The organism is Saccharothrix sp. HUAS TT1 (genome assembly GCF_040744945.1).
Classification (GTDB): Bacteria; Actinomycetota; Actinomycetes; order Mycobacteriales; family Pseudonocardiaceae; genus Actinosynnema.
Genome location: NZ_CP160453.1, coordinates 6,953,853 through 6,979,760, shown reverse-complemented (window position 1 = coordinate 6,979,760; position 25,908 = coordinate 6,953,853). Strand labels below are relative to the sequence as shown.

Annotated in this window: 11 protein-coding genes and 1 pseudogene; 9 read left to right on the top strand and 3 right to left on the bottom strand. The window is 72.0% G+C overall.

Going from position 1 to position 25,908, the window contains the following annotated elements; translation table 11 throughout:
- Window positions 1-172 precede the first annotated feature (172 nt).
- Window positions 173-1,252: an NAD-dependent epimerase/dehydratase family protein gene (locus AB0F89_RS31140; protein WP_367129225.1), complete on the top strand. Its 1,080-nt coding sequence runs from the start codon at window positions 173-175 to the stop codon at window positions 1,250-1,252.
- A 198-nt stretch (window positions 1,253-1,450) separates the two neighbouring features.
- Here the strand turns inward: AB0F89_RS31140 and AB0F89_RS31135 are convergent, their stop codons facing one another.
- Entirely contained in the window at window positions 1,451-3,454 is a 2,004-nt protein-coding gene (locus AB0F89_RS31135) for an Hsp70 family protein (RefSeq protein WP_367129224.1), read from the bottom strand.
- 276 nt (window positions 3,455-3,730) lie between these two features.
- On the opposite strand from AB0F89_RS31135, the gene AB0F89_RS31130 reads away from it, so the two are divergent.
- The 5 genes from AB0F89_RS31130 (at window position 3,731) to AB0F89_RS31110 (ending at window position 6,538) form a co-directional block, all read left to right on the top strand.
- Complete coding sequence (locus AB0F89_RS31130; RefSeq protein WP_367129223.1) at window positions 3,731-4,120, top strand: HPF/RaiA family ribosome-associated protein; 390 nt, start codon at window positions 3,731-3,733, stop codon at window positions 4,118-4,120.
- Between the two features lie 266 nt (window positions 4,121-4,386).
- Window positions 4,387-4,665 carry a DUF4342 domain-containing protein gene (locus AB0F89_RS31125; protein WP_367129222.1) on the top strand — a complete coding sequence of 93 codons (279 nt, stop codon included), beginning with the start codon at window positions 4,387-4,389 and terminating at the stop codon, window positions 4,663-4,665.
- A 178-nt stretch (window positions 4,666-4,843) separates the two neighbouring features.
- Entirely contained in the window at window positions 4,844-5,380 is a 537-nt protein-coding gene (locus AB0F89_RS31120; RefSeq protein WP_367129221.1) for an EF-hand domain-containing protein, read from the top strand.
- A complete protein-coding gene (locus AB0F89_RS31115) occupies window positions 5,377-5,700 on the top strand; it encodes a hypothetical protein (protein WP_367129220.1) in 324 nt (107 codons plus the stop codon). Before AB0F89_RS31120 ends, AB0F89_RS31115 begins: the two co-directional genes overlap by 4 nt.
- Entirely contained in the window at window positions 5,690-6,538 is an 849-nt protein-coding gene (locus AB0F89_RS31110; protein ID WP_367129219.1) for an SAM-dependent methyltransferase, read from the top strand. The genes AB0F89_RS31115 and AB0F89_RS31110 overlap by 11 nt, the downstream gene beginning before the upstream one ends.
- A gap of 359 nt (window positions 6,539-6,897) precedes the next feature.
- Here the strand turns inward: AB0F89_RS31110 and AB0F89_RS31105 are convergent, their stop codons facing one another.
- Both AB0F89_RS31105 and AB0F89_RS31100 read right to left on the bottom strand, forming a co-directional pair.
- A complete protein-coding gene (locus AB0F89_RS31105) occupies window positions 6,898-7,359 on the bottom strand; it encodes a ricin-type beta-trefoil lectin domain protein (RefSeq protein WP_367129218.1) in 462 nt (153 codons plus the stop codon).
- A pseudogene (locus AB0F89_RS31100) lies at window positions 7,248-7,807 on the bottom strand (hypothetical protein). Before AB0F89_RS31100 ends, AB0F89_RS31105 begins: the two are co-directional and overlap by 112 nt.
- Window positions 7,808-8,482: 675 nt before the next feature.
- Here AB0F89_RS31100 and AB0F89_RS31095 point away from each other — a divergent pair.
- The 3 genes from AB0F89_RS31095 (at window position 8,483) to AB0F89_RS31085 (ending at window position 25,896) form a co-directional block, all read left to right on the top strand.
- Window positions 8,483-10,207, top strand: a complete 1,725-nt coding sequence (locus AB0F89_RS31095) for an alpha-galactosidase (RefSeq protein ID WP_367129217.1) — start codon at window positions 8,483-8,485, stop codon at window positions 10,205-10,207.
- A 198-nt stretch (window positions 10,208-10,405) separates the two neighbouring features.
- On the top strand, window positions 10,406-11,746 hold the full coding sequence (locus AB0F89_RS31090; RefSeq protein WP_367129216.1) for a PHB depolymerase family esterase: 1,341 nt from the start codon (window positions 10,406-10,408) through the stop codon (window positions 11,744-11,746).
- Window positions 11,747-12,501: 755 nt separating this feature from the next.
- Entirely contained in the window at window positions 12,502-25,896 is a 13,395-nt protein-coding gene (locus tag AB0F89_RS31085) for a hemopexin repeat-containing protein (protein WP_367129215.1), read from the top strand.
- Window positions 25,897-25,908: the final 12 nt, after the last annotated feature.

Below are 25,908 nucleotides of genomic sequence, written 5' to 3'. Positions count from 1 at the left end.
CGCGTCCGCCACATGTCCACCATGTGTCCGCCACCAGGCACGACATCGGATCGGTCGGATTTGCCCCAATACGTAGCCCATGCTTCTCCTTCGGGCACCGAATACCTGCCGACGGGTCGTCCCGGGCGTGCTGAAGCGCATTGTTCAACCCTCCAGGAAAGGAGTGGAAGCAATGGACATCGCGATTGTCACCGGTGCTGCCGGGCTCGTCGGCACCGAAGCGGTGCGGTTTCTCCGTGAGCGTTTCGACCTGGTGATCGGGTTGGACAACGGGATGCGTCGGAAGTTCTTCGGCGCGGACGGCGACGTGAGCGGGAACGTCGCCGAGATGTCCTTCATCCCCAACTACCGCCACCACGACGTCGACATCCGCGACTACGCCACCGTCGCGGGGGTGCTGGCCGCCTACGGCGCCGACGTGAAGCTGATCGTGCACACCGCGGGGCAGCCCAGCCACGACTGGGCCACCGAGCGGACCCTCGACGACTTCTCGATCAACGCCACCGGCACGCTCAACATGCTCGAAGCCGCGCGCCGGCACTGCCCGGCCGCCACGTTCGTCGTCACCTCCACCAACAAGGTCTACGGCGACAAGCCCAACTCGTTGCCCCTGGTGGAGCTGGAGACCCGCTGGGACATCCACCCCGACCACCCGTACCACGAGTTCGGCATCGACGAGACGATGGAGCTCGACGGCACCGACCGCACCTTCTTCGGCGTGTCCAAGCTCTCCGCGGACCTCGTCGCCCAGGAGTACGGCAGGCACCTCGGCATGAACGTCGGCATCTTCCGGTGCAGCAACATCACCGGTCCCCGGCACGCGGGCGTGCAGCTGCACGGCTTCCTGTCGCACCTGGTGCGCACGGCGGTCGCGGGCGGCGAGTACACGATCTTCGGCCACGGCGGCAAGCAGGTCCGGGACAACATCGACGCGCGCGACCTGGTGCGGATGTTCTGGCACTTCCACCTCGACCCGCGGCCCGGTGCGGTCTACCACGCCGGGGGCGGGCGCGAGCGCAGCACCTCCATCCTGGAGGCCATCGCCACGTGCGAGCGGCTGACCGGGCGTCCGATGTCGGTCCAGTACGCCCCGGAGGCCCGGTTCACCGACGCCAAGTGCTGGATCACCGACACGCGGAAGTTCAGCCGCGACCACCCCGGCTGGCAACCCCAGCACGGCCTGGACGACACGCTCGCGACCATGCACGCCCACTGGGCCTCGATGTCGACCCCGCTCGCGGAAAAGGTCTGAAGCCCCAACCCGGGCGCCACGCCCTCGAACGCGGAGCACGACGAGCAGCCGTGCTCCGCGTTCAGCCGTGGGCACGGCCGCCAGTGGCTCCTCCTCAGCGGACATGACGAAGAACCGGCGCCACCGAGGCGGTGCCGGTTCTTCGTCGTGCGCTCCTCGCCGGTCGTGACCTCGACACCGACGTTCGGAGCGGCGGGATCAGCGCAGGGCGTCGCAAGGGGTGGCGTCCGGGTCCCCGGCCGCTCCGGCCACCCACCGCACGTGGCCGACGGTGGCGTCGAACCGCCCCGCCGTCGCGAGCAGGAAGGGGGTGCTGACCGTGCTGGGGTCCAGGCCCGCGGCGGTGAAGCACCCGACCGGGATCTTCACGCTCCGCGGGGTCCCGACCGGCAGCCCCCGGAGGACCGAGGTCGCGTTCAGCTCGGCCGCGCAGGGGTAGCCGCAGTGGACGGCGAGGGCCGTGGTGGCGGTGGGGCTCTGGTGCACGACCAGGTCGATCACCAGGGCGCCCGCGGCGCCGGCGTAGGCGCTGAGGTCGCTGCCGCCGTCGGCGTGCTGGAGGTAGACCTGGCCGGGCGCCGTGCCGCTCCACCGCACGCGGAGCCCGGACTGCCCGTCGGGGGCGGCGGAGATCGCCTGGTAGGAGGCGGTGCGGTCGTCGCCGATGACCTGGCCCGCCCAGCCGTCCTCCGCGCTGCCCAGCATGCCGAGGTACCGGGTCGGGGCCGGGCCGCGGTAGACCTCCAGGTCGGGCGCGCCCCCGGCTCGTCCGGGCGCCGGCTCCGGGGGCGCGGCGGTGGGAGCGACGGCGGGGGAGGCCGCGGTGGCGGTCGTCGTGGTCGTGACGGGGGTAGCGGTGGTGGTCGTGGTGGTCGTGGCGCCGGCGGAGGAACCGGCCGTGGAGCCCTTGACCTGCGGCGCACTCGGATCGGCCGCGGCGTGCGCGTCATCCTGCGGGGCGCCCGAGAACACCAGGGCCACCGCCGCGGTGACCGCTGCCGCGACGGTCACCGCGGCGGCGGGGAGCAGCCACCCGCGCCGCCGCGCCCGGTCGCCGGGCACGGCGGGCACGGCGGGCACGGCGGGCACGACGGGTCGGAGGTCCCGGCGCGGGACCACCGCGGTGGTCCCGGCAGCGGTCCTGGAGCTGTTCCTGGCGATGGCGGCGGCGCCGAGGGCGACGGTCAGCTTGGGGTGCAGACCGATGTGGATGGGCTTGCCGAAGGCGTCGGACACCATCCGGGAGACCAGGGGGACGCGTGAGGAGCCGCCGGCGAGGAACACGCCGGTGACGTCGTCGGGTCGCAGTCCGGCGGACTGGATGGTGCGGTGCAGCGCCTCGGTGGTCAGCGCCACCGAGTGGCGGATCATGGCGTCGAACTGGGTCCGGCTGATCAGGACCTTGCGGGGGTCGCCGGGCAGCGGCACGGGCAGGGTGACGTCCGGTTCCGTCGAGAGGTCTTCCTTCGCCTTGACGCACAGCGCACGGGCCGCGGCCAGGGTGGCGGCGTCGCTCGGCGAAGTGGGGTCGAGGGCGTGCAGCGCCCCGCTGAGGGCGGCGTCCAGGTGCGCCAGCAGCGTCTCGTCGAAGTCGATGCCGCCGAGGCGTTCGACGCCCTCGGGCGTGCCGAGGATCTGCATGCCGGCGCGGTCCGCGCGCAGCACGGTGGCGTCGAAGGTGCCGCCGCCGAGGTCGTAGACGGCGATGAGCGCGCCGTCGCCGAGCCTGCGCTCGACGGAGTAGTGGGTCGCGGCCGCCTCCGGTTCGGTGACGACGCGCACGTTCGTCAACCCCGCCAGGCGGTGCACCTCCTCGAAGTGCTCCCGGCGGTACGGCCCCCACACCGCCGGGCACGTCAGCACCACCGAGTCCGGCGGAGCGCCCTCCTGCGCGGTCACCGCGTCGACCACGTCGCGCAGCTGGGCGGCCAGCAACGCGGCGGGCGCGTAGGCGGCGCCACCGATCACCAGCGGTGTCGGGTCGCCGAGCCTGCGCTTGTGCCCGCGCGACACGCGCGTCGGATCGACCGCCGCGGCGATCTCGGCCAGTTCGCCGGTCAGCAGCGTGCCGTCGGGCCTGGCGAACACGGTGGACGGGGCCACGACGTCAGGTCCCAGCGGCACGACCCTCGTGCCGGACTCCCCGGACACGGCGGCCGCGGTGAACGTCGTGCCGAGATCGATGCCCAATGAGTACCGCATCGTCGGACCACTCCCATCAGTGCCACGTCACCACGCTCGGGGCCCGTTGTGGACCTCGGGACCACCTTCGGGGCGGAGCACGACGATCGACAACGCCCCGCCGCCCCCGTTGCCCGATTCCGGCCGCATCAATGCCTGAACGGGCGGTGCCGCGACCCCTCCGACCGAACTCCTCCGCACCGCGGCCGACGAATCCGGTTGAACGCCGACGCGTTTGAGCCGCCCGCCCCGGTGGTATCGACCGGGTCCATTGCTGTCCCGCTCCGGAGGGTGCTCATGCAGATCCAGGTCAACACCGACCACAACATCCACGGTGGCGAGGGACTGGCCACCTACGTGACCACGGACCTGGAGAGCAGCCTGTCCCGGTTCAGCGGGTGGTTGACCCGGGTGGAGGTGCACCTCAGCGAGGACGGCGGCAGCAAGCCGGAGGACAAGAAGTGCGTCATCGAGGCGCGGCCGGGCGGCAAGCAGCCGGTCGCGGTCACCCACCACGCGACCACCGTGGACGAGGCGTACACCGGGGCGGCGCACAAGTTGGGAAGGGTGTTGGACTCCCGGTACTCCCGCGCCCACGACCACAAGGGCAGCGACAGCATCCGTCACATGCCCGCTCCGGAAGACCCGGACCAGGTCGGCGTCATCGAGGACGAGCCTCGGAGCTGATCAAGGCGACGTGGCGCCGCAGGTCTCCGTGGGGGAGTTCCGGCTCGGCGACGCGGTGCAGGTCGAAGCGGTTGGCCGTGGCGTTCGGCGGCACGGCCAACCGCAGCCCCAAAGCGCGTTTCCGGTGCGCCGCAGTCCGTCCTGGAACGGAACGGCGGATCTCTTCAGGGGTGAATCAGGCGGGTGTCAGGGAGAACCCTGATGGCAGGGCTCCCCACCGCGGGCAGGCTGGAGGCGTCAAGAACCACCGCCTCCGGAGGAGAGTCATGAGCGAATCCAAGCCCGAGCACCCCCGCGCCGCCGTCGACGCCGTGGCCGACGTCGTTCGCGGGCTGGTCAGCGAGAGCGTCAACCGCCGCGTGGTCGTGCGTGACAGCAAGGAAAACGTGGTGCTGGAGGTGCCGGTGGCCCTCGGGCTGGTCGCGGCGCTGGCCGCCCCGGTGGCCACGGTGATCGGCACCGGTGTCGCGCTGGTCGGCAAGTGCGGCATCACGTTCGAGGACCGCAGGCAGCCCACGACAACGGTCGACACCGAGCAGGTGTAGCGAATCCGCGGGCAATTCCAAGTGGCGACGGCTATTCACACTTTCCAGTGAACGCGCGAATCGTTCGACCCGACGGGCGCGGCCTCCGACATCATGGGAAGACCGCTACCGGGCACGGCGGCGGGGCGACGGCGCGATTCCCTTCGACATCGCACCGTCATGTCGAAGGGAGAAAAACGTGAACCACCCTCAGGCGGCGCTGAGTCGAGTAGACCTCGTCTTCACGTTGTTCGACGCCAACGGCTCCGGTGAGATCGAGGCGAACGACTTCGAGGTCATGGCCCGCCGGGTGGTCGAAGCGGCGCCGCAGTCCGACGCGGCGGCGAAGGAGGCGATGACCGCGGCGTTCCGCCACTACTGGACGACCCTCGCCGAGGAGCTGGACGACGACCGCGACGGCCGCGTCAACCGGGGCGAGTTCGAGGACGTCGTGCTGTCCCCCGAGCGGTTCGACGCCACGATCGACGAGTTCGCCCGCTCGTTGGCCCGGTTGGGCGACCCGGACGGCGACGGCCTGATCGAGCGGCACGTGTTCACCGCGCTGATGATCGCCATCGGGTTCGAGCAGCAGAACATCGACACGCTCTTCGACGCCCTGGGGCCCGACCGGGGCGACCGGATCGCCGTGTCGGACTGGGTGAGCAGCATCCGGGAGTTCTACCGGCCGGACGCGGCCGGCATCCCGGGCGACCACCTGGTGCCGAGCGCCGGATGACGGCGGCCGTCTCCGGACGAGTGGTGGACCGGCTCGGACAGCCGCACGGCGTCGTGCCGGCCACCACCCGCTCATCCCGGGTCCACCACTCCCACGCCCCGCTGCGCGCCGAAGCCGACGGGATCGCCGACGTGCGCCGGCTGACCGAGGACGCCGCCGGGCCCTACGAGCACCACCTGCCCGACGGCGCGTTCGACGCCCGGGTGCACGCCGCGGGCGCGATCGAGTCGGCGGAACGGGCGCTCGCCGCCGTGACCACCCACGACCGCCCCGACACGTGGTGCGGCCCCTCTGACGAGAGGACGAGCGGTGCTCGGTGACGGCGTCGCACTGACCGCGCTCATGGTCGCGGCAGCCCGCGCGATCGAAACCCACCGACCGGACTCGTTGGCCCGCGACGACTACGCCGAGCACTTCGTGCGAGCCGCACCGGCCTCCGCGAACTGGCCCCTGCACCCGCGCGACGTCCCGGACGGCGAGGCCAACCCCCTGTGGGGCAGGCTCGCCCGGTACTTCGGACTGCGCACCAGGATGCTGGACGACTTCGTGCTCGCCGCGGGCAACCGCCAAGCCGTGCTGCTCGGCGCGGGCCTGGACACCAGGGCGTTCCGCCTCGACTGGCCGCCGGACTCCGTCGTGTTCGAAGTCGACCAGCCCTCGGTGCTGGCCTTCAAACAACAGGTGCTGGACGGCCTCGGAGCACACCCGCGCGTCACCCGCCGCCCGGTGGCCGCGGACCTCCGCGACGACTGGGCGCGACTGCTGCCCGGCTTCCGACCGGACGAACCCACGACCTGGTTGGCCGAAGGTCTGCTGCTGTACCTGCCGGGGGACGCCGAACGCCGCCTGATCGACATCGTGGACCGGCTGTCCGCACCCGGCAGCACGCTGGCCTGTGAAGTCAAGCTGGTCCGGGAACACCCCGCGGTGCGCGCCAGCCCCGTCTACACCTCGACCAAGGCCCAGACCGGCATCGACCTGCTCGCCCTGTTCGACGACGACCCCCGACCCGACTCGGTCGCCGACCTCACCACCCGGGGCTGGACCACCCACGTGCACACCCCGTTCGACTTCACCCACCGCCACGGACGCGGACCACTCCCCGAACCCCACGACGCCCTGGCCGCCAACCGCTGGATCACCGCCACCAAACCCTGAACCACCTGCTTGCCACCGATGCCGTGCCTGCTGACAACCTCCTGCGGGAACTCCTCGAACAGCGAGACGGTGCATTCGCTGAGAGCGCGGATGCGGCCGTGGGCCCGTTGACCGCCTTCTGTCCCTGTGACAGCCGCTGGGCAAGCCCATTTCACCGCTAGCGGGCAGCTCCGAGCACTCGAACCAATTCGCGCGAGGCGACGGTTGGAGTGCTCGGGGTCTGCACACGAGCGCGTGATGTGGGTCGTGCTCAGCTCGGTGACCGGGAGGACGGCCTGCCGAGCGGTTCGGTTAGCGGAGATGGGCTGAGCCTGCGCCGTGACGCGTCCGGGTCGTGATCCCGGCTCCCGACGCCCCGGTCAGGCCCGGGTCCACTGCTGGTTCGTGCCGCCGTTGCAGTCCCGCAGCTGGACCCGCGTGCCGGCGGTGGCGTTGGTCGGCGTTTCCAGGCACTTGCCGAGCAGCTGCAGGGTGTTGCCGCTGTGCGTGAACCGCTGGTTGTCGGTGCCGTGGCAGTCCCAGATCACCGGCTGCGTGCCGTTGGCGGGAACGCTCGCCGAGATGGCGTCCGTGGTCGTGGTGGTGCCGCCCTGGTTCAGCATGGCCACCGCGACGTCCCCGTTGGCCAACCGCTTGGCGAGCACGCGCCGGGTGCCGTCGAACGACACCTGGACGCCCTGCAGGCCGAGGGAGTCCTGGTTGACCGCGATCAGGTCGCTGTTGTCGAGGATGCCCAGGGTGGCCGAGGAGGCGTTGCGCACGTCGTTGCCGTCGCCGCCGGTGTCCCACCTGTTGGTGATGTCCTCGGTGGTGCGCCACATGTTCGCGATGTCACCCCAGTTGCGCAGCGGGCCGGTCCTGGCGTGGATGCTGTTGGGGTTGATGCTGCAGACGATCGGCGACCGGTGGCGGCGAGGGCGTCCCGCATCTTCGCGAAGTCCCTCACCTGGTCGTCGATCGTGCCCTGCGGCGAGCACCAGTCGTACTTGAGGAAGTCCACGCCCCGCGCCGCGAACTGGCGCGCGTCCTGCACCTCGTGCCCCTTGCTCCCGGTGGCGCCGGGGAAGGCGTTGAAGTACTGCGCGCACGTCTCGGCCGCCGGCACCTGGTAGAGGCCGACTTCAACCCCTTGCCGTGCGGGTAGTCCCCGAGCGCCTTCATCCCGCCGGGGAAGCGGGTGGGGTGCGCGCGCAGGTTGCCCTGGGCGTCGCGGTCGGGGTCGAACCAGCAGTCGTCCACCACCACGTACAGGTAGCCCCGTGCGGCCATCCCGTTGGCGACCATGGCGTCCGCGGTCTGCCGGATCAACTGCTCGTTGATGTCGCAGCCGAACGTGTTCCACGTACCAGCGCGGCGAACCGCCCGCGGCGGGGGGACGGGAGTGGGAACGATGCCCTGCTCGGCCGCATGTCTCACGAGGGGAGACCGCGTGGTGGCCAGGTCCGTGGCGATGTCGATTGAGGACACTGCCGACCTCCGGCGCGCAGGACTCCGCGCGCCGGTGTGAACCGGTCGTCGGTGACTTCGGCACAGGAGCCGAGCTTTCGAGCTAATGTAGCTGCGCGCAGGGGGGCGGGTCAACGGTGCCGAGGCTTGTAATGTGAGCGCTCACTACGCGCTCGTGGTGCGGGCGAAGGCGGCCTGACGTCTTCAAAGGGCGGCCATTTGGGTAAAGTCGGCCACTTAACCCCCGTTCGGGCCATTGGCTTCGAATCGATTCGAACGTCATGATGTGAGCGCGAACATCGTCGGTCGGCACGCTTGGCGCAGCGAGACGCACCCCGGCGGCGGTGGTGCCGGTGGGCGTGGTGACCGCCTTCTCAACGACGAGCAGGAGGCACCGTGGGTGGAACCCGGAGATCGTCCCTGCGGCGGGTGGGCGTGCTGCTGGCCGCCGCCGCGTTATCGGTCACGGCCTTGACCCCCGGAGCGGAGGAGCCGGCTTTGGCATGGGACAACGGGGTGGCCACGACGCCGCCGCTGGGGTGGAACAGCTACGACTCGTTCAACTGGAACGTCACCGAGGCGCAGGTCAAGGCCAACGCCGACTACATGCGCGACAACCTCAAGCAGCACGGCTGGCAGTACGTCGTCATCGACTGGGCCTGGTACTACCCCGGCCGGGGGACCGGCAGCCCGAACCAGGACGCGAACTTCCAGCCCCGCCTGCGCACCGACGCCAACGGCCTCCTGCTACCCGACACCACCCGCTTCCCCTCCGCCGCGGGCACGAACGGGTTCAAGCCGCTGGCCGACTACATCCACGCGGGTGGCCTGAAGTTCGGCGTGCACCTGATGCGCGGCATCCCGCGCCAGGTGGTCGCCGACAACCTCCCCGTGCCGGGGACGAGCTGCCGCGCGAACCAGGTCAACAACAACACCACCGCGGCCTGGCTCAACCTCAACTGGGGCCTGGACATGGCCAACCCCTGCGCCCAGTCCTACCTGGACGCCCAGTTCAAGTTGCTGGCCTCGTGGGGCGTGGACTACGTCAAGGTCGACGACATCGCCGCGCCGACCTACCGGCAGGCGGAGGTCGAGGGCTACAAGCTGGCGATCCAGCGCAGCGGGCGCCCCATGGTGCTCAGCCTCTCGCCCGGCCCGACCTCCACCGGCAACGGCGCGCACGTCGCCGCCAACGCCAACATGTGGCGGGTCGTCAACGACCTGTGGGACAACTGGTCGTCGTTGGACGCGCTCTTCGAGCGCCTGCACGCCTGGACCCCGCACCGCCGCCCCGGCGCGTGGCCCGACCCGGACATGATCCCGATCGGCCGGTTGTCGCAGCAGGGGCCGGTGGGCTCGCCGCGCTACTCCAACCTCACCCCCGACGAGCAGCGCACCCTGATGACGCTGTGGTCGATCACCCGCTCACCGCTGATGTGGGGCGGTGACCTGACCCAGAACCGGGCCTCGGAGCTGGCGCTGATGACCAATGCCGCTGTGCTGGCCGTCGACCAGCACAGCCTCAACAACCGGCAGCTGTTCGCCGGCGCCCACACCGCTTGGACCGCCGACGTGCCCGGCAGCCAGGACAAGTACCTCGCGCTGTTCAACCGCGGCTCCGGCGCCTCGACCGTCTCGGCCTCGCTCGCCGAGCTGGGCATCGGCTCGGCCTCCGTGGTCGACCTGTGGTCGGGCACGAGCCTGGGCGCCGTGAGCGGCACGCTGTCGCGCTCGCTGCCCGCCCACGGCTCCGGCCTCTACCGGATCACCCCGCGCACCACCGTGCCCGTGCCCACGTCCGAGACCTTCACCGCGCGGCACAGCGGCAAGGTCGCCGACGTCCACAACGCCTCCACCGCCGACGGCGGCAACGTGGTCCAGTGGGCGCCCAACGGCCAGGCCAACCAGCGCTGGCGCGTCCGCGACACCGGCGGCGGCTACAACGAGGTGGTCAACGTCGGCAGCGGCAAGTGCCTCGACGTCTACGGAGGCGCGTCGGCCACCGCGGACGGGGTGCGGGTCGTGCAGTGGACCTGCAACGGCCAGGCCAACCAGCGCTGGCTCACCCAGGACGCCGGCAACGGCCACGTGCGGCTGGTCGCCCAGCACAGCGGCAAGTGCCTGGACGTGTCCGAGGCCGCCACCACCGACGGCGCCCAACTCGTCCAGTGGACCTGCAACAGCAACAGCACCAACCAGCAGTGGCGGCGGCAGGCCGTGTGACGGGCCGGTCGACACCGGGCCGTTCCGGCTGCTCAACGGCCCGAACGGACCGCGCACGGCCCGTCCGCGCAATCACCGCGTAGCCGATTCCCGAACCACGCGTACAACGACACGCCTGCTTCCACCACTGGTCGGCGCGGTGAGCGACGGCATGCCCTGAGGGCGGTGGTGACGGCGTGGTCCACCCAGGAGCCACACATGAAACGAATGCTCACCACCCTGTTGACGATGACGTCGCTGCTGTCGCTCGTCCTGGGCGTCGCGCTGATCTCGGCAGGGCCCGCTTCGGCCGCCACGCTGACCCGCGTCACCGACTTCGGCGCCAACCCCACCAACCTCGGCATGTACGTCTACGTGCCGGACAACGTCGCACCCCGGCCGGCCCTGCTGGTCCTGGTGCACTACTGCGGCGGGTCGGCCGGTGCGATCTTCAACGGCAACGGGCGTGACTTCGCCACCGCCGCCGATCGGCACGGGTACGTCGTCGTGGTGCCCGAGGCCACCCGTGAAGGGCGCTGCTTCGACGTGTCCACCCGCGCCGGGCTGACCCGCGACGGCGGCAGTGACTCCACGGGCATCATGTCCATGGTCGGCTGGGTCCGCCAGCGCCACGACGTCGACCCGGCCCGCATCGTCGTCAGCGGGTTCTCCTCCGGCGCCATGATGACCACCGTGCTGGCCGCCCAGTACCCGGACGTCTTCACCGCGGCCTCCGCGTTCTCCGGGGTGCCCGCCGGGTGCTTCGCCACCACCAACGGCTCGCTGTGGAACAGCCAGTGCTCCGGTGGGAACATCGTCAAGACCCCGCAGGAGTGGGGCGACCTGGCACGTTCCATGTACCCCGGCTACACCGGCTCCTACCCGCGGATGCAGCTGTGGCACGGTGACCAGGACACCACCCTGGCCTACCGCAACTTCGGCGAGGGGATCAAGCAGTGGACCAACCTCCGCGGCTTGAGCCAGACCCCCTCCTCCACCGACCGCCCGCAACCGAGCTGGACGCGGACCCGCTACGGCGACACCGGCACCAGGGCCGCGGTCGAAGGCGTCAGCATCACGGGCACCGGCCACACCCTGCCGCAGGCGGGGATGCTCGCCTACGCCATCTCCTTCCTCGGTCTCGACGGCGGCAGCGGTGGCGGTACCACCGGTCCACTGCGATCGGTGGGTGCCGGGAAGTGCCTGGACGTGCCGAACCAGTCCACCACCGCCGGGACCCGGCTGCAGGTGTGGGACTGCTGGAACGGGCCCAACCAGCAGTGGACGTCCACTACGACGCAGGAGCTGTCCGTCTACGGCGCCGACTCGCAGCGTTGCCTCGACGCCGAGAACGCCGGCACGACCGCGGGCACCCCGGTGATCATCTGGACGTGCCACGGCGGCGCCAACCAGAAGTGGCGGCTCAACGCCGACGGCTCGATCACCAGCGCGCAGTCGGGGCTGTGCCTGGAGGTCGCCGGCAGTTCAACCGCCAACGGCGCGCCCGCGCGGCTGTGGACCTGCAACGGCCAGCCCAACCAGAAGTGGAACCGCGTGTGACCACCCCGAACCGACGCTGACGCAGTGCCGCGCTCCGTCCTCACCGACGACGCGCGGCACTTGCGTTCAGGCACCACCGCGCACGGCGGTACGCGCGGGCACGCGGCGAACCGTCCTCGATTGACGGGTTGTCGAACGTCAGGGGCCAACAGGAATGCGGTTCACTTCAATCTTCCTCGACTTGGGATCCTGGGCAAGGGCTGCTGCCGGCAGAACTCGAATTCCTGATGGCGCCTGACGAGGTGATCACGTGGTTCAGCTGGTGCGATGGAGTGGTGCGCGTGTGGCCGGGGTGATTCCGGGTGCGGAAACGGAGATCGAGTCGCCGGTCTGGCGGTAGATCCGACCGCTACGACGAAGTGCACGGGGCGGACCGGCCATGATAGTCCACCATTTGGTCGTACGTGTTACCTCTGGAGCGCGACCGCCTAGGGCCATTCGGTCCAAATACGCCGTAGGGGTGTAGCGGTAGGTATGGGTGTGGCGATGTCGGCTTTCAGAGGGGCGGGCTGTTGTTTCCCGCTTGGTGCCCAGGAAGGGCGGATGGTTCGGTTGTGCGGTGCGGTGGCGGTTGTAGGGTGCTCGTTGCCGCGCCGGCGAACAGTCGGTGGAACAACCCGACCCCGCACACCCGCTCTTCTTGCACTCCACTGCGTCGCATGACCACGTCGGCCTGACGCTGATCGTCTTGTGCGCCAACGTTCTCGGTTCGCAACCGAGTCACTGTGTTCACCAATTCGCCATGAGGGGCCGTTGTGCGTCGTGACCATTCCTTGCCGACCTACGAGCAGCTCTTCGGGGCGCTCGACTTCCGCGCGGTCGACGAGGGGCGTTCGGTCTACTCGCCGGCGGCCTACCTGGCCGATCTCCTCGAACTGATCCACGACAACTTCGACGGCGACCCGCTGACCGGCCCGGACCGGCGGCCGGACCTCGTCGGGATTCCGCTGGACGGTGAGCACGCTTACGCGGAGTTACCCTATCTCGACATCGTGAACCGGGTGCTCGCCGCCGTCATCGGCCCGGACGCGCACCAGGAGCTGAAGCGGCTGCGGTTCCCGTTCGCCCTGCCGTTCGACCTGGACCGGGAGAAGGTGCGCCGGTACCTGGGCCACTTCCGGGTCGGTCCGGTCGAGCTGTACGAGTTGTTCGCGCACCGGCCGGACCGCGACGTCGTCGCACGCGAGTTCCTGGGCCTCTCCGAGGTCGACGTGTCGCTGGTGACCACGGTCGTCACCGACGCGGACGACCTGCTGACGAACTTCTACGGCGTCGACGGGTCCTTCGCCGACCTCCAGGACGCCCTCACCTTCATCCGCGCCACGCGGCTGACCGCCACCGAGCTGGACGCGCTGGTCCACCTGGGCGCCGACGCGTTCGTCCACCAGGGCGGCCCGTGCGTGACCCTCGACGCCACGGGCCGGGAACTGGTCTGGGGCGACGGCTCCGCGCCCGTTCCGCCGGAGTGGTTCGAGCGGGTCAGCAGGTTCGTCCGGCTGGCCCGCCGCAGCGGCCTGACGCTCGCCGAGGCCGACGTGGTGCTGCGCCGCTGCTGCGGCAACCGGATCGACCTGGCCGCACTGCGCGCGCTCGCCGTCGTCGTCCACCTGCACCGCGGCCTGGACCTGCCGGTCGACGTCGTCACCAGCCTGGCCGGCCCGATCGACGCCGACCTGTTCGAGCGCGTGTTCAACGAGCCGTTCGTCGCCGAACGCACGGTGATCGCCGGGCCCGCGACCCGGCTGCCGGACGGTGTGCGGGTGCTCGGCGTCTCGGGCGACGTCCTGGCGCCGCGCAACAAGGACTACCGCGTCCGCGTGAGCCGCGCCGTGGGTCTGTCGGAAGCCGACCTCGTCACCACCGTCCGGCGGGTGCGGCAGCGGTACGCGGGCACGGTGGCGCAGTCGGGCCCGTTCGACCACGACGACACCGGCCTGGACGCGCTGTCCCTGCTGCACCGGGTCGGGCGGCTCACCCGCGCGCTCGACATCACCGCCACCGAGCTGTTCGGCGTCCTGGACGCGTTGGACGACGAGCCGTCGAGCAGGCGCACCGACGCCTTCGGCGGGCTGCTCGACACCGGACCGGCGACGTCGGACCTGTACCGGATGCTCGAAGCCCCGGACGTCGGCTCGGGCCTGTGCCTGGCGCAACTGCTGCTCGGCGTCGTGCGGTGGATGCAGGCGCTCGGCATGGACAGCGCGGAACTCGGCGACGTCCTGGGTGGCACCGCACCGGGTGAGGCCGACGAGGACTGGGCCGCGGTCCACGGCCGGGTGAACGACAAGCTGGACGAGGTCGGGTTGACGCCCGACCTGTTCGTGTCCGAGCGGTTCGGGCGGCGCGCCGCCCAGGTCCTGCACGACGCGCTCACCTGGTCCGACGGTGTCGTCGCACGCGATCCCCGCGTGCTGAGGCTCGACCCCGCCCTGGTGGAGGCGGCGGCGTACGACGCCGTGACCGACCTGGCGACGGTCGTCGAGGAGGACTTCCGCGGTCTCGGCCTGGCCGAAGCGCTGGCGGGCAAGGTCTTCACCAACCTGGTGCTCACCGGCACGCTCGACCCCTCCGGCGTGCTGGTGGACGACCGGCTCCCGACGACGGCCGCCCGGTTCGAGCTGGCGAGCGACTTCCAGGACGTCAGGGAACCGCTGTTCGCCCTCATCGCCGAGCGCTGCGCGGCGGACCTGCCCGGGTTCTACCCCTCGGACCTCGCGACGCTGGGCGGACTCGCCGACGACCGCCAGGCGGAGCTGTACGACAACCTGGTCGTGCAGGGCTACCTCGCCCCGTCCGGTGAGATCCGCACGCCGGGCTTCTTCCTGGCGCCGGAGAACGTCGCCGGGTTCGCGGTCACCGTGCCCCTCGACGCCGTCGCGCCGGAGGTGTTCGACCTGCTGCACGGGCTCGCCGAGCGGGCGCGGACCGAGCCGGTGGCGGTCGACCCGGAGGTCTTCGCCGACGTGGCGCTCACCGCGGAGCAACGGGACGAGCTGCTGGAGAGCCTGCGGTTCAACGGCTACACCGACGCCGACGACAACTACGTCGACCCCGCGGCGCTCGCCCGCCTGCCCCTCGACGGGTTCGGCCTCGCCGTCACGTTCCACCCGCACCGCGCGGCCGTCCTGCACGCCATCCAGGACCAGCTCGCCTCGGCCCGCGCGGCGCTGCTCACCGTGGACGCGGAGCAGTTCGGCGAGATCGCCGACCGCGCCGCCGCCCGCGCGGTGACCGAGGCCCTGGCCGGCACGTACCTCGACGGCGACAACCTGGTGCCCCAGGAGGTCCGGGCCTTCTTCACCGACCCGGACAACGCGGTGTCCCTCGCCGGATCGCCCTGGGAGCGGTTGTTCTCCGCCGGCGACCTGGCCACGATCACCCACCGGATCGCCACCGTCCTGACCGACCAGCGGCCCTACCGGTTCGACCTCGACGCGGTCGCCGAACTGGGCTTCGACGCCGACGAGACCGCCCGGCTGGTGGAAGTCCTCGTCGCCCGGGGCGATCTGCACGACGACCTCTCGGTGCCCGCCGACCGGCTCGCCTGGTTCGCCACCCCGTCCAACGCCCTCGGCTACGCCCTGCCCGCGTTGGAGGACTACGCCACCGACATCTTCTACCTGCTGCACGTCGCCGCCCGTGAGCTGGTGGCGGGCGTCGCGGAGGTGACCACCGCCCTCACCGCCCTGGCGGACGTGCAGCGCGCCGCCCTGCTGGAGGTGCTGGCGGACGCGACCGGCCAGCCCGTGACGACGGTCGAAGCCCTCTGCGCGGGGGTCTGCGGCGGGGTGGCCGAGGCGTTCGACGTGCTGCCGGCGCCGGGATCGGCCGGCCGCCGCGCCTACCACCGGATCCGGCGGTTCGCGCTGCTGGTCACCCGGCTGGGGCTGGACGCCACCCAGGTCGGCATCGCCTTCCACGACCAGGACCTGGCGGGCAAGTTCGCCGAGCCGCTGGTGCTGCCGGCGGGCGTCGACCGCGTCGACGCCCTGCTGGAACCCGCCGACGGCAACCGCTACCTGTTCCGCGGCGCCGGGTGGTGGGTCTACCCGGAAGGCGCCGAGGTCCCGACCGGGCCGAGGCCGCTGGCCGAGCTGTCGCCCCGGTTCGCCGGGCTCGACGGCGTGGACGCCGCGTTCACCGACGCGCAGGGCGCGGACTGGGTCGTCGGGCACGACGCCGTCGGGTCGCACGCCTTCGTCCGGGCGCCCGGCGCCGCGCACTGGGACCGCACCACGCAGGTCTGGGGCGCGGTCCGCAACACCTTCGGCGACGAACCGGCCCGGATCGACAGCGCCTTCGTGGACGGGGAGGGCCGGACCTACCTGTTCCGGGGTGACCAGTACGTGCGCTACTCCGGCACGGACTACGCGTTCGTGGACGAGGGCTACCCCCGCGCGATAGGCGAGTGGTGGGAGGGGGAGGGGCGGCGCACGCCGCTGCCGGACCGGTTCCGGACCGCGGTGGACGCGTCGTTCCAGGACCGCGACGGCACGACCCACCTGTTCTCGGGCGACCACTGCCTGGCCGTCGGCGACGTGCTGGGCGAGCGGCCGAGCGCCGAGGTCTGGGGCCGGGTGCGCAACGTCCTGGCCGACACCGGGCGGGTCGACGCGGGTTTCGCCGAGGCGTCGTCGGTCGTGCTGTTCTCGGGCAACCAGGTGGTGCGCTACTCCGACTGCGTCGAGAACGACGGCGTCCTCGTGGACGAGACCTTCCCGCGCTCCATCGAGTCCCACCTGCCCGGTGTGCCGGTCGGCTTCGACGGCGCGCTGGACGCGGCCTTCGCCGACAGCGCGGGGGTGGTCCACCTGTTCAAGGACGGCCGCACGGTCGTGCTGGAGCCCGGTGGGGCGGCGCCGGTCCGACCGGGCGCGACCGCGCAGCGCTGGGGCGTGCTGGGGCCGGTCCTCGCCGAGGGCGTGGTCGACTCCGCGTTCGTGGGCCTGGACGGGATGACCTACCTGTTCAGCGGCGACAAGTACCTGCGGTACTCCGGCGCCGACTACTCGGTGGTCGACCCGGGCCACCCGCGGCGCATCGCCCCGGACTGGGGCGGGCTGCGGCGGGTCGGCGCGTCCTTCGTGCTGGACGGCGCGACCCACCTGTTCGGTGCGGGCGGGCCGCTGTTCGACCTCCCGGTCGAGCACGAGCCCGACCTGGCCGCGGGCGTCGTGTCCCGAGCGCTGCGCGACCTGCTCCAGGAGCACGGGATCACCGTCGCCGCGGACACGCGCGTCACCGGTGCCGCGCCGGAATGGCGCCTGCCGGCGGAGAAGGGGATCGGGCTCGTCCTGCGGCGGGCGACCGACAGGATCGAGGTGCTGGCCGACCCCGAGCAGGACGTCCAGTACCACGTCCGCTACTCGACGCGCGCCTACGCCGCGCCCGACCCCGGCTACCCGAGGCCGCTGGCCGAGAACTGGTGGAACCTGCCCGACGAGGGGTTCTCCACCGTCGACGCGGTGTTCACCGGCCAGGACGACCGGACCTACCTGTTCTCGGGCGACCGGTACGTCGTGTTCGACACCAAGCGGCGCTGGTGGTCCGAGCCCAGGCCGCTGGCCGACCGGTGGGACAGCCTGCCGTTCGACCGCGTAGACGCGGCCTTCGTCGGCCGGGACGGCAGGACGTACGTCTTCTCTGGCACCCGTCACGTCCGCTACTCCGGCAGCGACTACACCGGCTTCGACGACCGCTACCCGGCCTCGAACACGGCCGTCTGGGGCAACGTCGTCAACAGCATCGCCCGGCACGGCCGCGTCGACGCCACGCTGGTGCTGGGCTCCGCCACGTACCTGTTCAGCGGCAACCAGTACGTGCGCTACGACGGTGCGGACCTCTCGACCGTCGCCGACGGCTACCCCAGGTCGCTGGAGGCGCTGCGGTCCGAGCCGGGGTTCGCCGGGCTGCCCGACCCGCTGACCGGTCCGGTCGAGGCGGCGTTCGCCGACCGGCGCACCGCCTACCTGGTGGTCGACGGCCGCTGCCACGCCGTGTCCGACGCCCTGCACCGCCGCTACCAGGACTTCGGTGACGTCGGGTGCGCGTTCATCGAGGACGGTTCGGTCCTGGTCGAGGGCGCCGGGGGCTGGCGGCGCTACAGCGCCCTGGAGGGCGCGACCGTCACCAAGACCCCCGTGCGGCCACGGGTCCTGCGCACGGTGCCGGCGGGGTTCCGCACCGGCTTGGACGCCGTGCTGCGCGGCGCCGACGGCAACACCTACCTGTTCAAGGGCGGTTCGTGCTTCGACGTCCGGCTGAACCGGGAGTACCCGCTCGCCGAGGACTGGGGACGAAGCCGCAACACCATCGCGCTGGACAACCACGTCGACGCCGCGTTCGTCGGCCGCGACGGGCGCACCTACGTCTTCAGCGGCGACCAGTTCGTCGTCTACGAGGGCTCCCGGCTCGCCGACGCGCACATCGTCGGCGAACCGCGGTCGATCGCCGAGCACTGGGCCGGCCTGACCAGCGTGACCCTGGCCTACGTCCGGGACGGCCTGACCCACCTGTTCGAGAAGCCGGACGCCCGAGGCGTCCAACGCCACCTGGTGTTCTCCGGGACCGACTACGCCCGGGCGGACGAGGGCTACCCGTCGCACGCCGACGCGGCCTTCTGGGACATCCCCGCCGACCTGCGGCCCGCCGGCTTCACCGCGCCCGACGCGGTGCTGTTCGAGGGCCGGAACGTGCTGGTGCTGATCGGCGACGAGTACCTGGCGCGCGACGAGGACACCGGCGTGTGGTCGCCGCCCCGGCCGGTGAGCCGGCTGTGGCCCGGTGTCGAGCGCGACTGGCCGGGCGCGGTGACCGCCGCGTTCACCGGGCCGGACGCCGCCACCTACCTGTTCTTCCCGGACCGGTTCACCCGCGTCGCCGCGGGCGCGGTCGCGCCGCTCCGGCCGATCCGGAGCGCCTGGGGCCTGTCGCGCAACAACTTCGTGACCGGCGGCGGCCGGGTCGACGCCGCGTTCGTGGACTCGGGCCGGACGACGTTCCTGTTCTCCGGCGACCAGTACGTCCGCTACACCGGCGCCGCCTACCGCCACGCCGACCCGGGCTACCCCAAGCTCATCGCCGACAACCTGCGCGACGAGGACGCGTTCGCCAACCTGCCCGACGCGTTCGAGGACGCGGTGGCCGCGCGGGTCGAGGCGGGCGCCGGTCCGGTGGTCGACGCCGTCGTGGCCAACCGGCGCACCGCGTACCTGTTCGTCGGCGGTGACTGCCACGTCGTCTCACGCACCCTGACCGCGACCTACGACCTCGCCGAACTGGGCCTGGGCCGGGTCCGCAACACGCTCGCCGAGCAGGGCCGGGTGGACGCCGCGCTGGTCGACGCCGGCCGCACCTACCTGTTCAGCGGCGACCAGTACGTCCGCTACTCCGGCGGCGACCTGTCGTTCGTGGACGAGGGCTACCCCCGGGCGATCGAGACCTCGCTGCCGGCCGAACTCGGCGTCACGGCCCTGCCCGAGCAGCTGCGCGACGGGATCGACGCGGCCTTCCGCGGCAGTGACGGCGGTGTCCGCCTGTTCGCCGGTCCGCACTGGGTCGACGTGCGGCAGCCCGACGTCCGGCCGATCGCCGGCGCCTGGGGCCGGGTCCGCAACGCGTTCACCGACGACCCCGGCGTCGACGCGGCCTTCGTCGCCGAGGGCGGTGAGCTGTACGTGTTCCGGGGCGGGCAGTACGCCCGCTACAGCGGCGACGACCGCGAGTTCGTGGACGACGGGTTCCCCCGCGCGGTGCGCGACGACTGGGGCGACCTGCCCGCCGCGTTCGAGGAGGGCGTCGACACCGCATTCGTCCTCGGTGGGCGGACCTACCTCGGCCGGGGCGAGCAGTACGTCCGCTACTCCGGCGACGGGTACCGGCAGGTCGACCGGACCTACCCGCAGGCGTTCCGGGAGCGGTGGTCGGCCGCGGCGGACTACCGGATCGAGGACATCCGCGCGATCGCCCGGTTCGCGGGCGCGGCTCGCGCCCGCGACGGGCTGGCGGAGTTCGTCGCGGCCGGTCCGGGCACGCTCGCCGACCCCTACAGCGGGCTCGCCGGGATCATGGGCTGGGACGTGGAGGACCTGCGCTGGCTCGTCCGGCGCCGAGCCCTGCTCACCGGCACGCCCGTCGACGACCGGGTCGAGCTGGAACTGCTGCTCAAGCTGGTCGACGTGTTCACCGTGGCCGACGCGCTGGGCGCGGGGCCCGCCACCGTCTTCGACGTCTGGTCCGGGCTGCACGGCGGGCAACCCTCCTACGCCGCCACGGCCACGCTGCTGCACGACCTGCTGGCGCGCCGGCACAGCCCGCAGGACTGGGCGGTGCTCTCCCGCCAGGTCCACGACGAGCTCAACGTGGTCGAACGCGACGCGCTGGTGCCGGCCGTGCTGGCCAGGACCGGCGCGGACACCTCGCGCGAGCTGTTCCAGCGGTTGCTGATCGACGTCGACATGGGCAGCCGGGGCACGACCTCCCCGATCCGCGAGGCCATCGCGGCCACCCAGCTGTTCCTGCACCGCTACTTCCTCGACCTGGAACAGGTCGAGCACACCGGCGGGGCGGACGGGCAGGTGCGCGACCGGCTGCGGACGTGGTGGACCTGGATGCGCAACTACCGGGTCTGGGAGGCCAACCGCAAGGTCTTCCTCTACCCGGAGAACTACCTGCGCCCCGAACTGCGGGCCGGCAAGACGCCGGCGTTCGAAGCGCTGGAAGCCGACCTGCTGCAGGACGAGATCACGCCCGAGTCGGTGGAACGCGCCTACAAGCGCTACCTGGACGAGTACACCGAGGTGTCCCGCCTGGCCATCGCGGGCGGCCACGTCCACGCGGCGGGCGACCAGGGCTCCCGCGACCTGGTCCTGTTCGGCCGCACCCGGACCCAGCCCCGGCGCTACTACTACCGGCGCGCCCGGTTCCGCAGCGCCGACAAGCTCACCGGGTCGTGGGAGCCGTGGCTCCACGTCGACGTCCAGATCGACGCCGACGAGGTGCACCCGGTCCACGCGTTCAACCGGGTGTTCGTGTTCTGGACCACGGTGGAGTCCGTCGCACCGGCCACGCCCTCGACCACCACCCTGGTCACCCGTGAGCAGGACCACGGCCAGGAGGTCACCGCACCGCCCGCGACCGAGCGCGTCAAGGTCCACTACTCGTTCTGCAACCTGAACGGGGAGTGGGTGCCGGCGCAGACGTTGGCGGTGGACACCCGCAGCGACGGCGTCATCTACGACGCCCGCCTGGCCGTGGAGGTGGCCGGCGCCCGGTCCGGCGGTCCCGAGTCGATCGTGGTGACCTGCACGTACTCGGTGATCACCACGAAGCCCGGTGCGGACGGGGCCGCGCCCGTCCTGGCCAAGTCGTCGCACGTCCAGGCCGTCGCGCTGACCCCGGAACTGGTGGAGGAGGTGTTCCCGGTGCGCGCCCTCGGCGCGGGGACGCCCGGTGGCGCCCTCCCGGCCGCCGATCCGATGCGCGAAGTCCTCGCCGCCGCTGAAATCGATGCGGCCACCGGCGCGGGCGCGGCGCACCGGCCCAGGGTGGTCCGGTTCACCAGCCCGAGCGGGGCCGACTACGGACCCTGGTTCAGCATCGACCACAAGGGCGGCAGCTTCCTGTGCCGACCGGCGGTCGTGGCCCCGGCCGAACCGGTCGCCCGGCGTCCGCTGAGCGACCTCGGCCTGGTCGGGTGGACCCGGGTCGACGCCGCGGTCGAACTGCCCGGCGGCGCCCGGTTGTTCTTCGACAACCAGGCCCGGCGCTACGCCACCGTCACCGGTGGCACGCCCGGCGCCGGCGGGACCACCGCGGACCGCTGGGGGCGCGGTGCGACCCACCTGGCCCGCACCGGTGCGGTGGACGCCGTCCTGCACCGCCGCGAAGGCGACCGCGAGCACACCTACGTGTTCTCGGGTGGGCAGTACTTCCGCTACCGCGGCGTGTTCGGCGCGCTCGACCCCGGCTACCCCAAGGACATCCTCACCAACGACGAGGACTTCCCGCGCTGGGAGCGGATCAACGCCGCGTTCACCGACCTCAACGGCGTCGAGTGGTTCTACTCCGCCGCCGGCGCGGGCCGGGTGGAGCGCAGCGGCAGCATCGGCGCCCCGGTGACCGGCCTGTTCGCCGACGGGGCCGGACCCCACCGGTTCGACGCGGCTGTCGTGGACGTCGAGAACCAGCACACCTACGTGTTCGTCGGGGAGGACTACGTCCGCTACTCCGGCAGGGACTACCGCGCGCCCGACGGGAACCGCGCGCACAAGATCGCCGAGAGCGACGAGACCTTCCCGAAGTGGCCGATGATCGGCGCGGCCCTGCGGCTGGGCGACACGTCCTGGTACTTCGACGACTCGACCCGGACGTGCACCCAGGTCAAGGTCGTGCCGCCGGACCGCCGGCCGCACCCCAGGTCGAAGGGCGCCGACCAGAAGGGCTCCGACGCCAAGCACTCGGACCCGAAGCACTCGGACCCGAAGCGCGTCGAGACGACCTGGCCGAACCGGGACCTGAACCGGGGCGCGACCACCGGCGGCCTCGCCGCGGTGGACTCCGCGCACGTCGAGGCCGGGTTCCTGTACCTGACCAGCGGCAAGCAGGTCGTCCGCTACACCCTGCCCGACGACGGCTCGGTGCCGGAGTTCGTGGACGAGGGCTACCCGCGGGACCTGCCCTGGCCGATCACCGCCGTGTTCCGGCGCGGTCAGCGCCGCTACGCGTTCAGCGGCGACCACTACGCGCGCCTGTCGTCCGGCCTGGCCGACCTCACCGGGTTCGCCCCGATCGAGGGCAACTGGGGCGACCTGCCCGAGGACTTCGCCGAGTTCACCGGGCTGCTGGACAGCGGGTCCGACCAGCACCTCTACCTGTTCCTCGGCGGGAGCTATCTGGCCCACCCGACCACGATCGCCGTGCCGCGGCCGTTCGAGCGGGCCGCGCTGCCCATCGAGGTCGTCCGCCTGACCACCAGCACGGCGGCGCAGCTCAACCAGCGGCTGCTGGCCGGTGGTGTGAAGGCCCTGCTGGACCCGGCCAGCCAGGAGCTGGACGAGCGCCCGGCGTTCCGGACCGACCGGTCGGAGCGCAACACCATCCAGGTCCGCGGCGACCGGGTCGTGGTGAACCGGTTGCCCGCCGACGCGCACCTGGACTTCGAGAGCGCCAACGGGATCTACTACTGGGAGATCTTCTTCCACGCGCCCGTCCTCATCGCGCAGGCGTTCAACGACGCTCAGCGGTTCGCCGACGCGCGGCAGTGGTACGAGCACGTCTTCGACCCCACCGAACCCGACCGGCACTGGCGGTTCCTGCCGTTCCTCGCGGTGGACCTCGCCGCGCTGGCCGACCGGTCGCGGCGGGACCTGGCGGAGCTGGCCGACCGGCTCGCCGCCGCCGGGTTCGACGAACCGACCGGGCTGGCCGCCGAACTGGCCCGGGTCGTGGCGGACCTGGAGCGGCTGGCGCCCGCGTTCCGGGAGAACCGCGCGCTGGACGAAGCGGAACTGGCGGTGCTCGACCGGCTGTCGTCACCGCAGCTGCACGTGCTGCTCGCGGACGCGGCCGCCGCCGCGGCAGCCCGGATCACGCCCCGCACCCGCGAGCCGAAGCGCGGTCAGTGGCTGGGGGTCGTGCGGGCCGTCGAGCAGTTGCAGGAGCGCGCCGCGCTGGTCGCGGACCTCCGGCGGCACTACGACCTCGTGGGTGACCGCGACCGGCTCGTCGACGCCTACCGCAGCGACCCGTTCGACCCGCACGCCATCGCCGACCTGCGCCCGGTGTCCCACCGCCGGGCGGTGGTGATGGCCTACATCGACAACCTGCTCGACTGGGGCGACATGCTCTTCCGCCAGCACACCGGCGAGAGCGTGGACGAGGCGCGGATGCTCTACACCTTCGCCTGGGACCTGCTGGGCCTGCGGCCCGAGCTGCCCGGGAAGCTGCCGCTCACCGCGTCGCGGACCTACCGGCAGCTGGACGACGAGCCGGGCGACCTCGACCTGCTGACCGAGCTGACCGACGGCGGCCGGCTGCTGGAAGGGCCGGGCCGGGTCCACGCCGGGGTGGCCAACCGCTACTTCCGGGTCCCGGACAACAGCGTGTTCACCGCCTACTGGGACCGGGTGGAAGATCGGCTGCGCAAGATCAGGCAATCGCTCGACATCCTGGGCATCAGCCGGCCGCTGCCCCTGTTCGAGCCGCCGATCGACCCGATGGACCTGGTCCGCAGCGTGGCCGCCGGCGTCGGCGTGGAGCGGGCGGTCACCGCGGTCACCGCGGTCGCGGTCCCGCACTACCGGTTCGAGGCCACGTTCCGGCGCGCCCAGGAGATGGTCGACCGGCTCCGCCAGTTCGGCGGGGAGCTGCAGTCGGTGCTGGAGCGCCGGGACTCGGAAGAGCTCGTCCTGCTGCAGAACCGGCAGGAGGGCGTGATCCTGGAGCTGACCCGGGCGATCAGGGACGCGCGGGTCGAAGCCGCCGCGGCGAACCTGCGCGAGCTGCAGGCCGGCCGGGACGCGGTCAACCAGCGGATCGCCCACTACCAGCGGCTGATCACGAACGGGCTCACCTCGCTGGAGCAGGCCCAGATCGGGATCATGGGCACGGCCGCGGCCATGCACCTGACCTCGGGCGTGCTCAAGGTCGCCGCCGCCATCGCCCACGCCGTCCCGCAGACCACGATCGGGCCGTTCAGCCTCGGCACCACGTGGGGCGGGCACCACCTGGGCAACGTGCTGGACAAGGCCGCCGAGATACCCCAGGTGCTGGGGGAGGGGTTCTCGGTCACCGGCGAACTGCTCGGCGTGCGCGCCGAGCAGGAGCGCACGCACCAGGAGTGGGAGTTCCAGCTCGCCACCGCCGGGAGCGACCTCGCGCAGATCGACCACCGGGTGGCCGAGGCCGAGCACCAGCTGTCGATCGCACGCCGTGAAGCCGAGGTGCACGCCCAGGAGATCACGCACAACCAGGCCGTCGCCGCGCTGCTGAAGGACAAGTTCACCAGCGCCGAGCTCTACGGGTGGATGGCGAGCCGGTTGTCCGGGCTGTACTTCCAGGCCTACTCGATGGCCTACGACACCGCTCGGGCCGCCGAACGGGCGTTGCGGTTCGAACGGGGCCTGAACGACGCCGAGCCCGCCTTCATCCGCCCGCTGCACTGGGACAGCCGCCGCGCCGGGCTGCTCGCCGGGGACAGCCTCGCGGTGGACCTGGACCGGCTGGGCCAGGCGCACGCCGACACCGGCGCCCGCGACCTGGAGATCACCAAGCGGGTGTCGCTGCTGGAACTGGACCCGGCCGCGGCGCTGCGGCTGGCCGGGAGCGGGTCGTGCGAGTTCACCCTGCCCGAGGAGCTGTTCGACCGCGACTTCCCCGGCCACTTCCGGCGTCAGATCCGGACCGTGACCCTCACCTTCGTGGGCGTCGACGGCGAGGTGGCCCAGCCCAACGCCACCCTCACCCAGCTGGGGCACAAGACGGTGCTGGCGCCCGACCCGAAGGCGGTGCGCCACCTGCTCGACCCCAAGGAGCCGCCGCCCGACACCCTGCGCGGCGACTGGCGCGCGAGCCAGCAGATCGCCCTGTCCCAACCGGAGGGCCAGGAGAACAACGGGTTGTTCGAGCTGCGCTACGACGACTCCCGCTACCTGCCGTTCGAGGGCACCGGCGCGGTGTCCACGTGGCGCCTGGAGCTGACCGGGCGCCGGTCGGCGCGGCTGCGGGACGTCGTGCTGACCCTGCGGTACACGGCCGCGCAGGGCGGCGAGGTGTTCGCGAACGCGGTGAAGGGGATGCTCAAGCCCTACCCGGCGGCCCGCTTCCTCGACGTCGCGACCGAGTTCCCGGACCAGTGGCAGGAGTTCGTCGAGGGCGAGGCGACCGAGCTGACCCTCCCGATCACCCCGGACCTGTTGCCCGGCATCACCGGCCGCCAGGTCATCGGCGTCTACCCGCACTTCGGCGCGGCCGACGGCGCCGCGCCGCGGCTGACGGTGAACGGCGACCGGTCGATGGTGCTCGCCGAGGGCAGGTTGCTGCTCACCCCGGACCTGCGCGTCGGCGACGACTGGACCTTCGCGCTCGACGGCGACAAAGAAGACCTGACGGGTCTCGGCCTGGTGCTGGCCTACCGGGCCGCAGCGGTCTGACGACGGAGGAGG

Bases quoted from the DNA above. Each gene is read 5' to 3' on its own strand.
- AB0F89_RS31140 (WP_367129225.1), top strand. From the start codon at position 173: ATGGACATCGCGATTGTCACCGGTGCTGCCGGGCTCGTCGGCACCGAA.
- AB0F89_RS31135 (WP_367129224.1), bottom strand. From the start codon at position 3,454: ATGCGGTACTCATTGGGCATCGATCTCGGCACGACGTTCACCGCGGCC.
- AB0F89_RS31130 (WP_367129223.1), top strand. From the start codon at position 3,731: ATGCAGATCCAGGTCAACACCGACCACAACATCCACGGTGGCGAGGGA.
- AB0F89_RS31125 (WP_367129222.1), top strand. From the start codon at position 4,387: ATGAGCGAATCCAAGCCCGAGCACCCCCGCGCCGCCGTCGACGCCGTG.
- AB0F89_RS31115 (WP_367129220.1), top strand. From the start codon at position 5,377: ATGACGGCGGCCGTCTCCGGACGAGTGGTGGACCGGCTCGGACAGCCG.
- AB0F89_RS31105 (WP_367129218.1), bottom strand. From the start codon at position 7,359: ATGTGGCGCACCACCGAGGACATCACCAACAGGTGGGACACCGGCGGC.
- AB0F89_RS31090 (WP_367129216.1), top strand. From the start codon at position 10,406: ATGAAACGAATGCTCACCACCCTGTTGACGATGACGTCGCTGCTGTCG.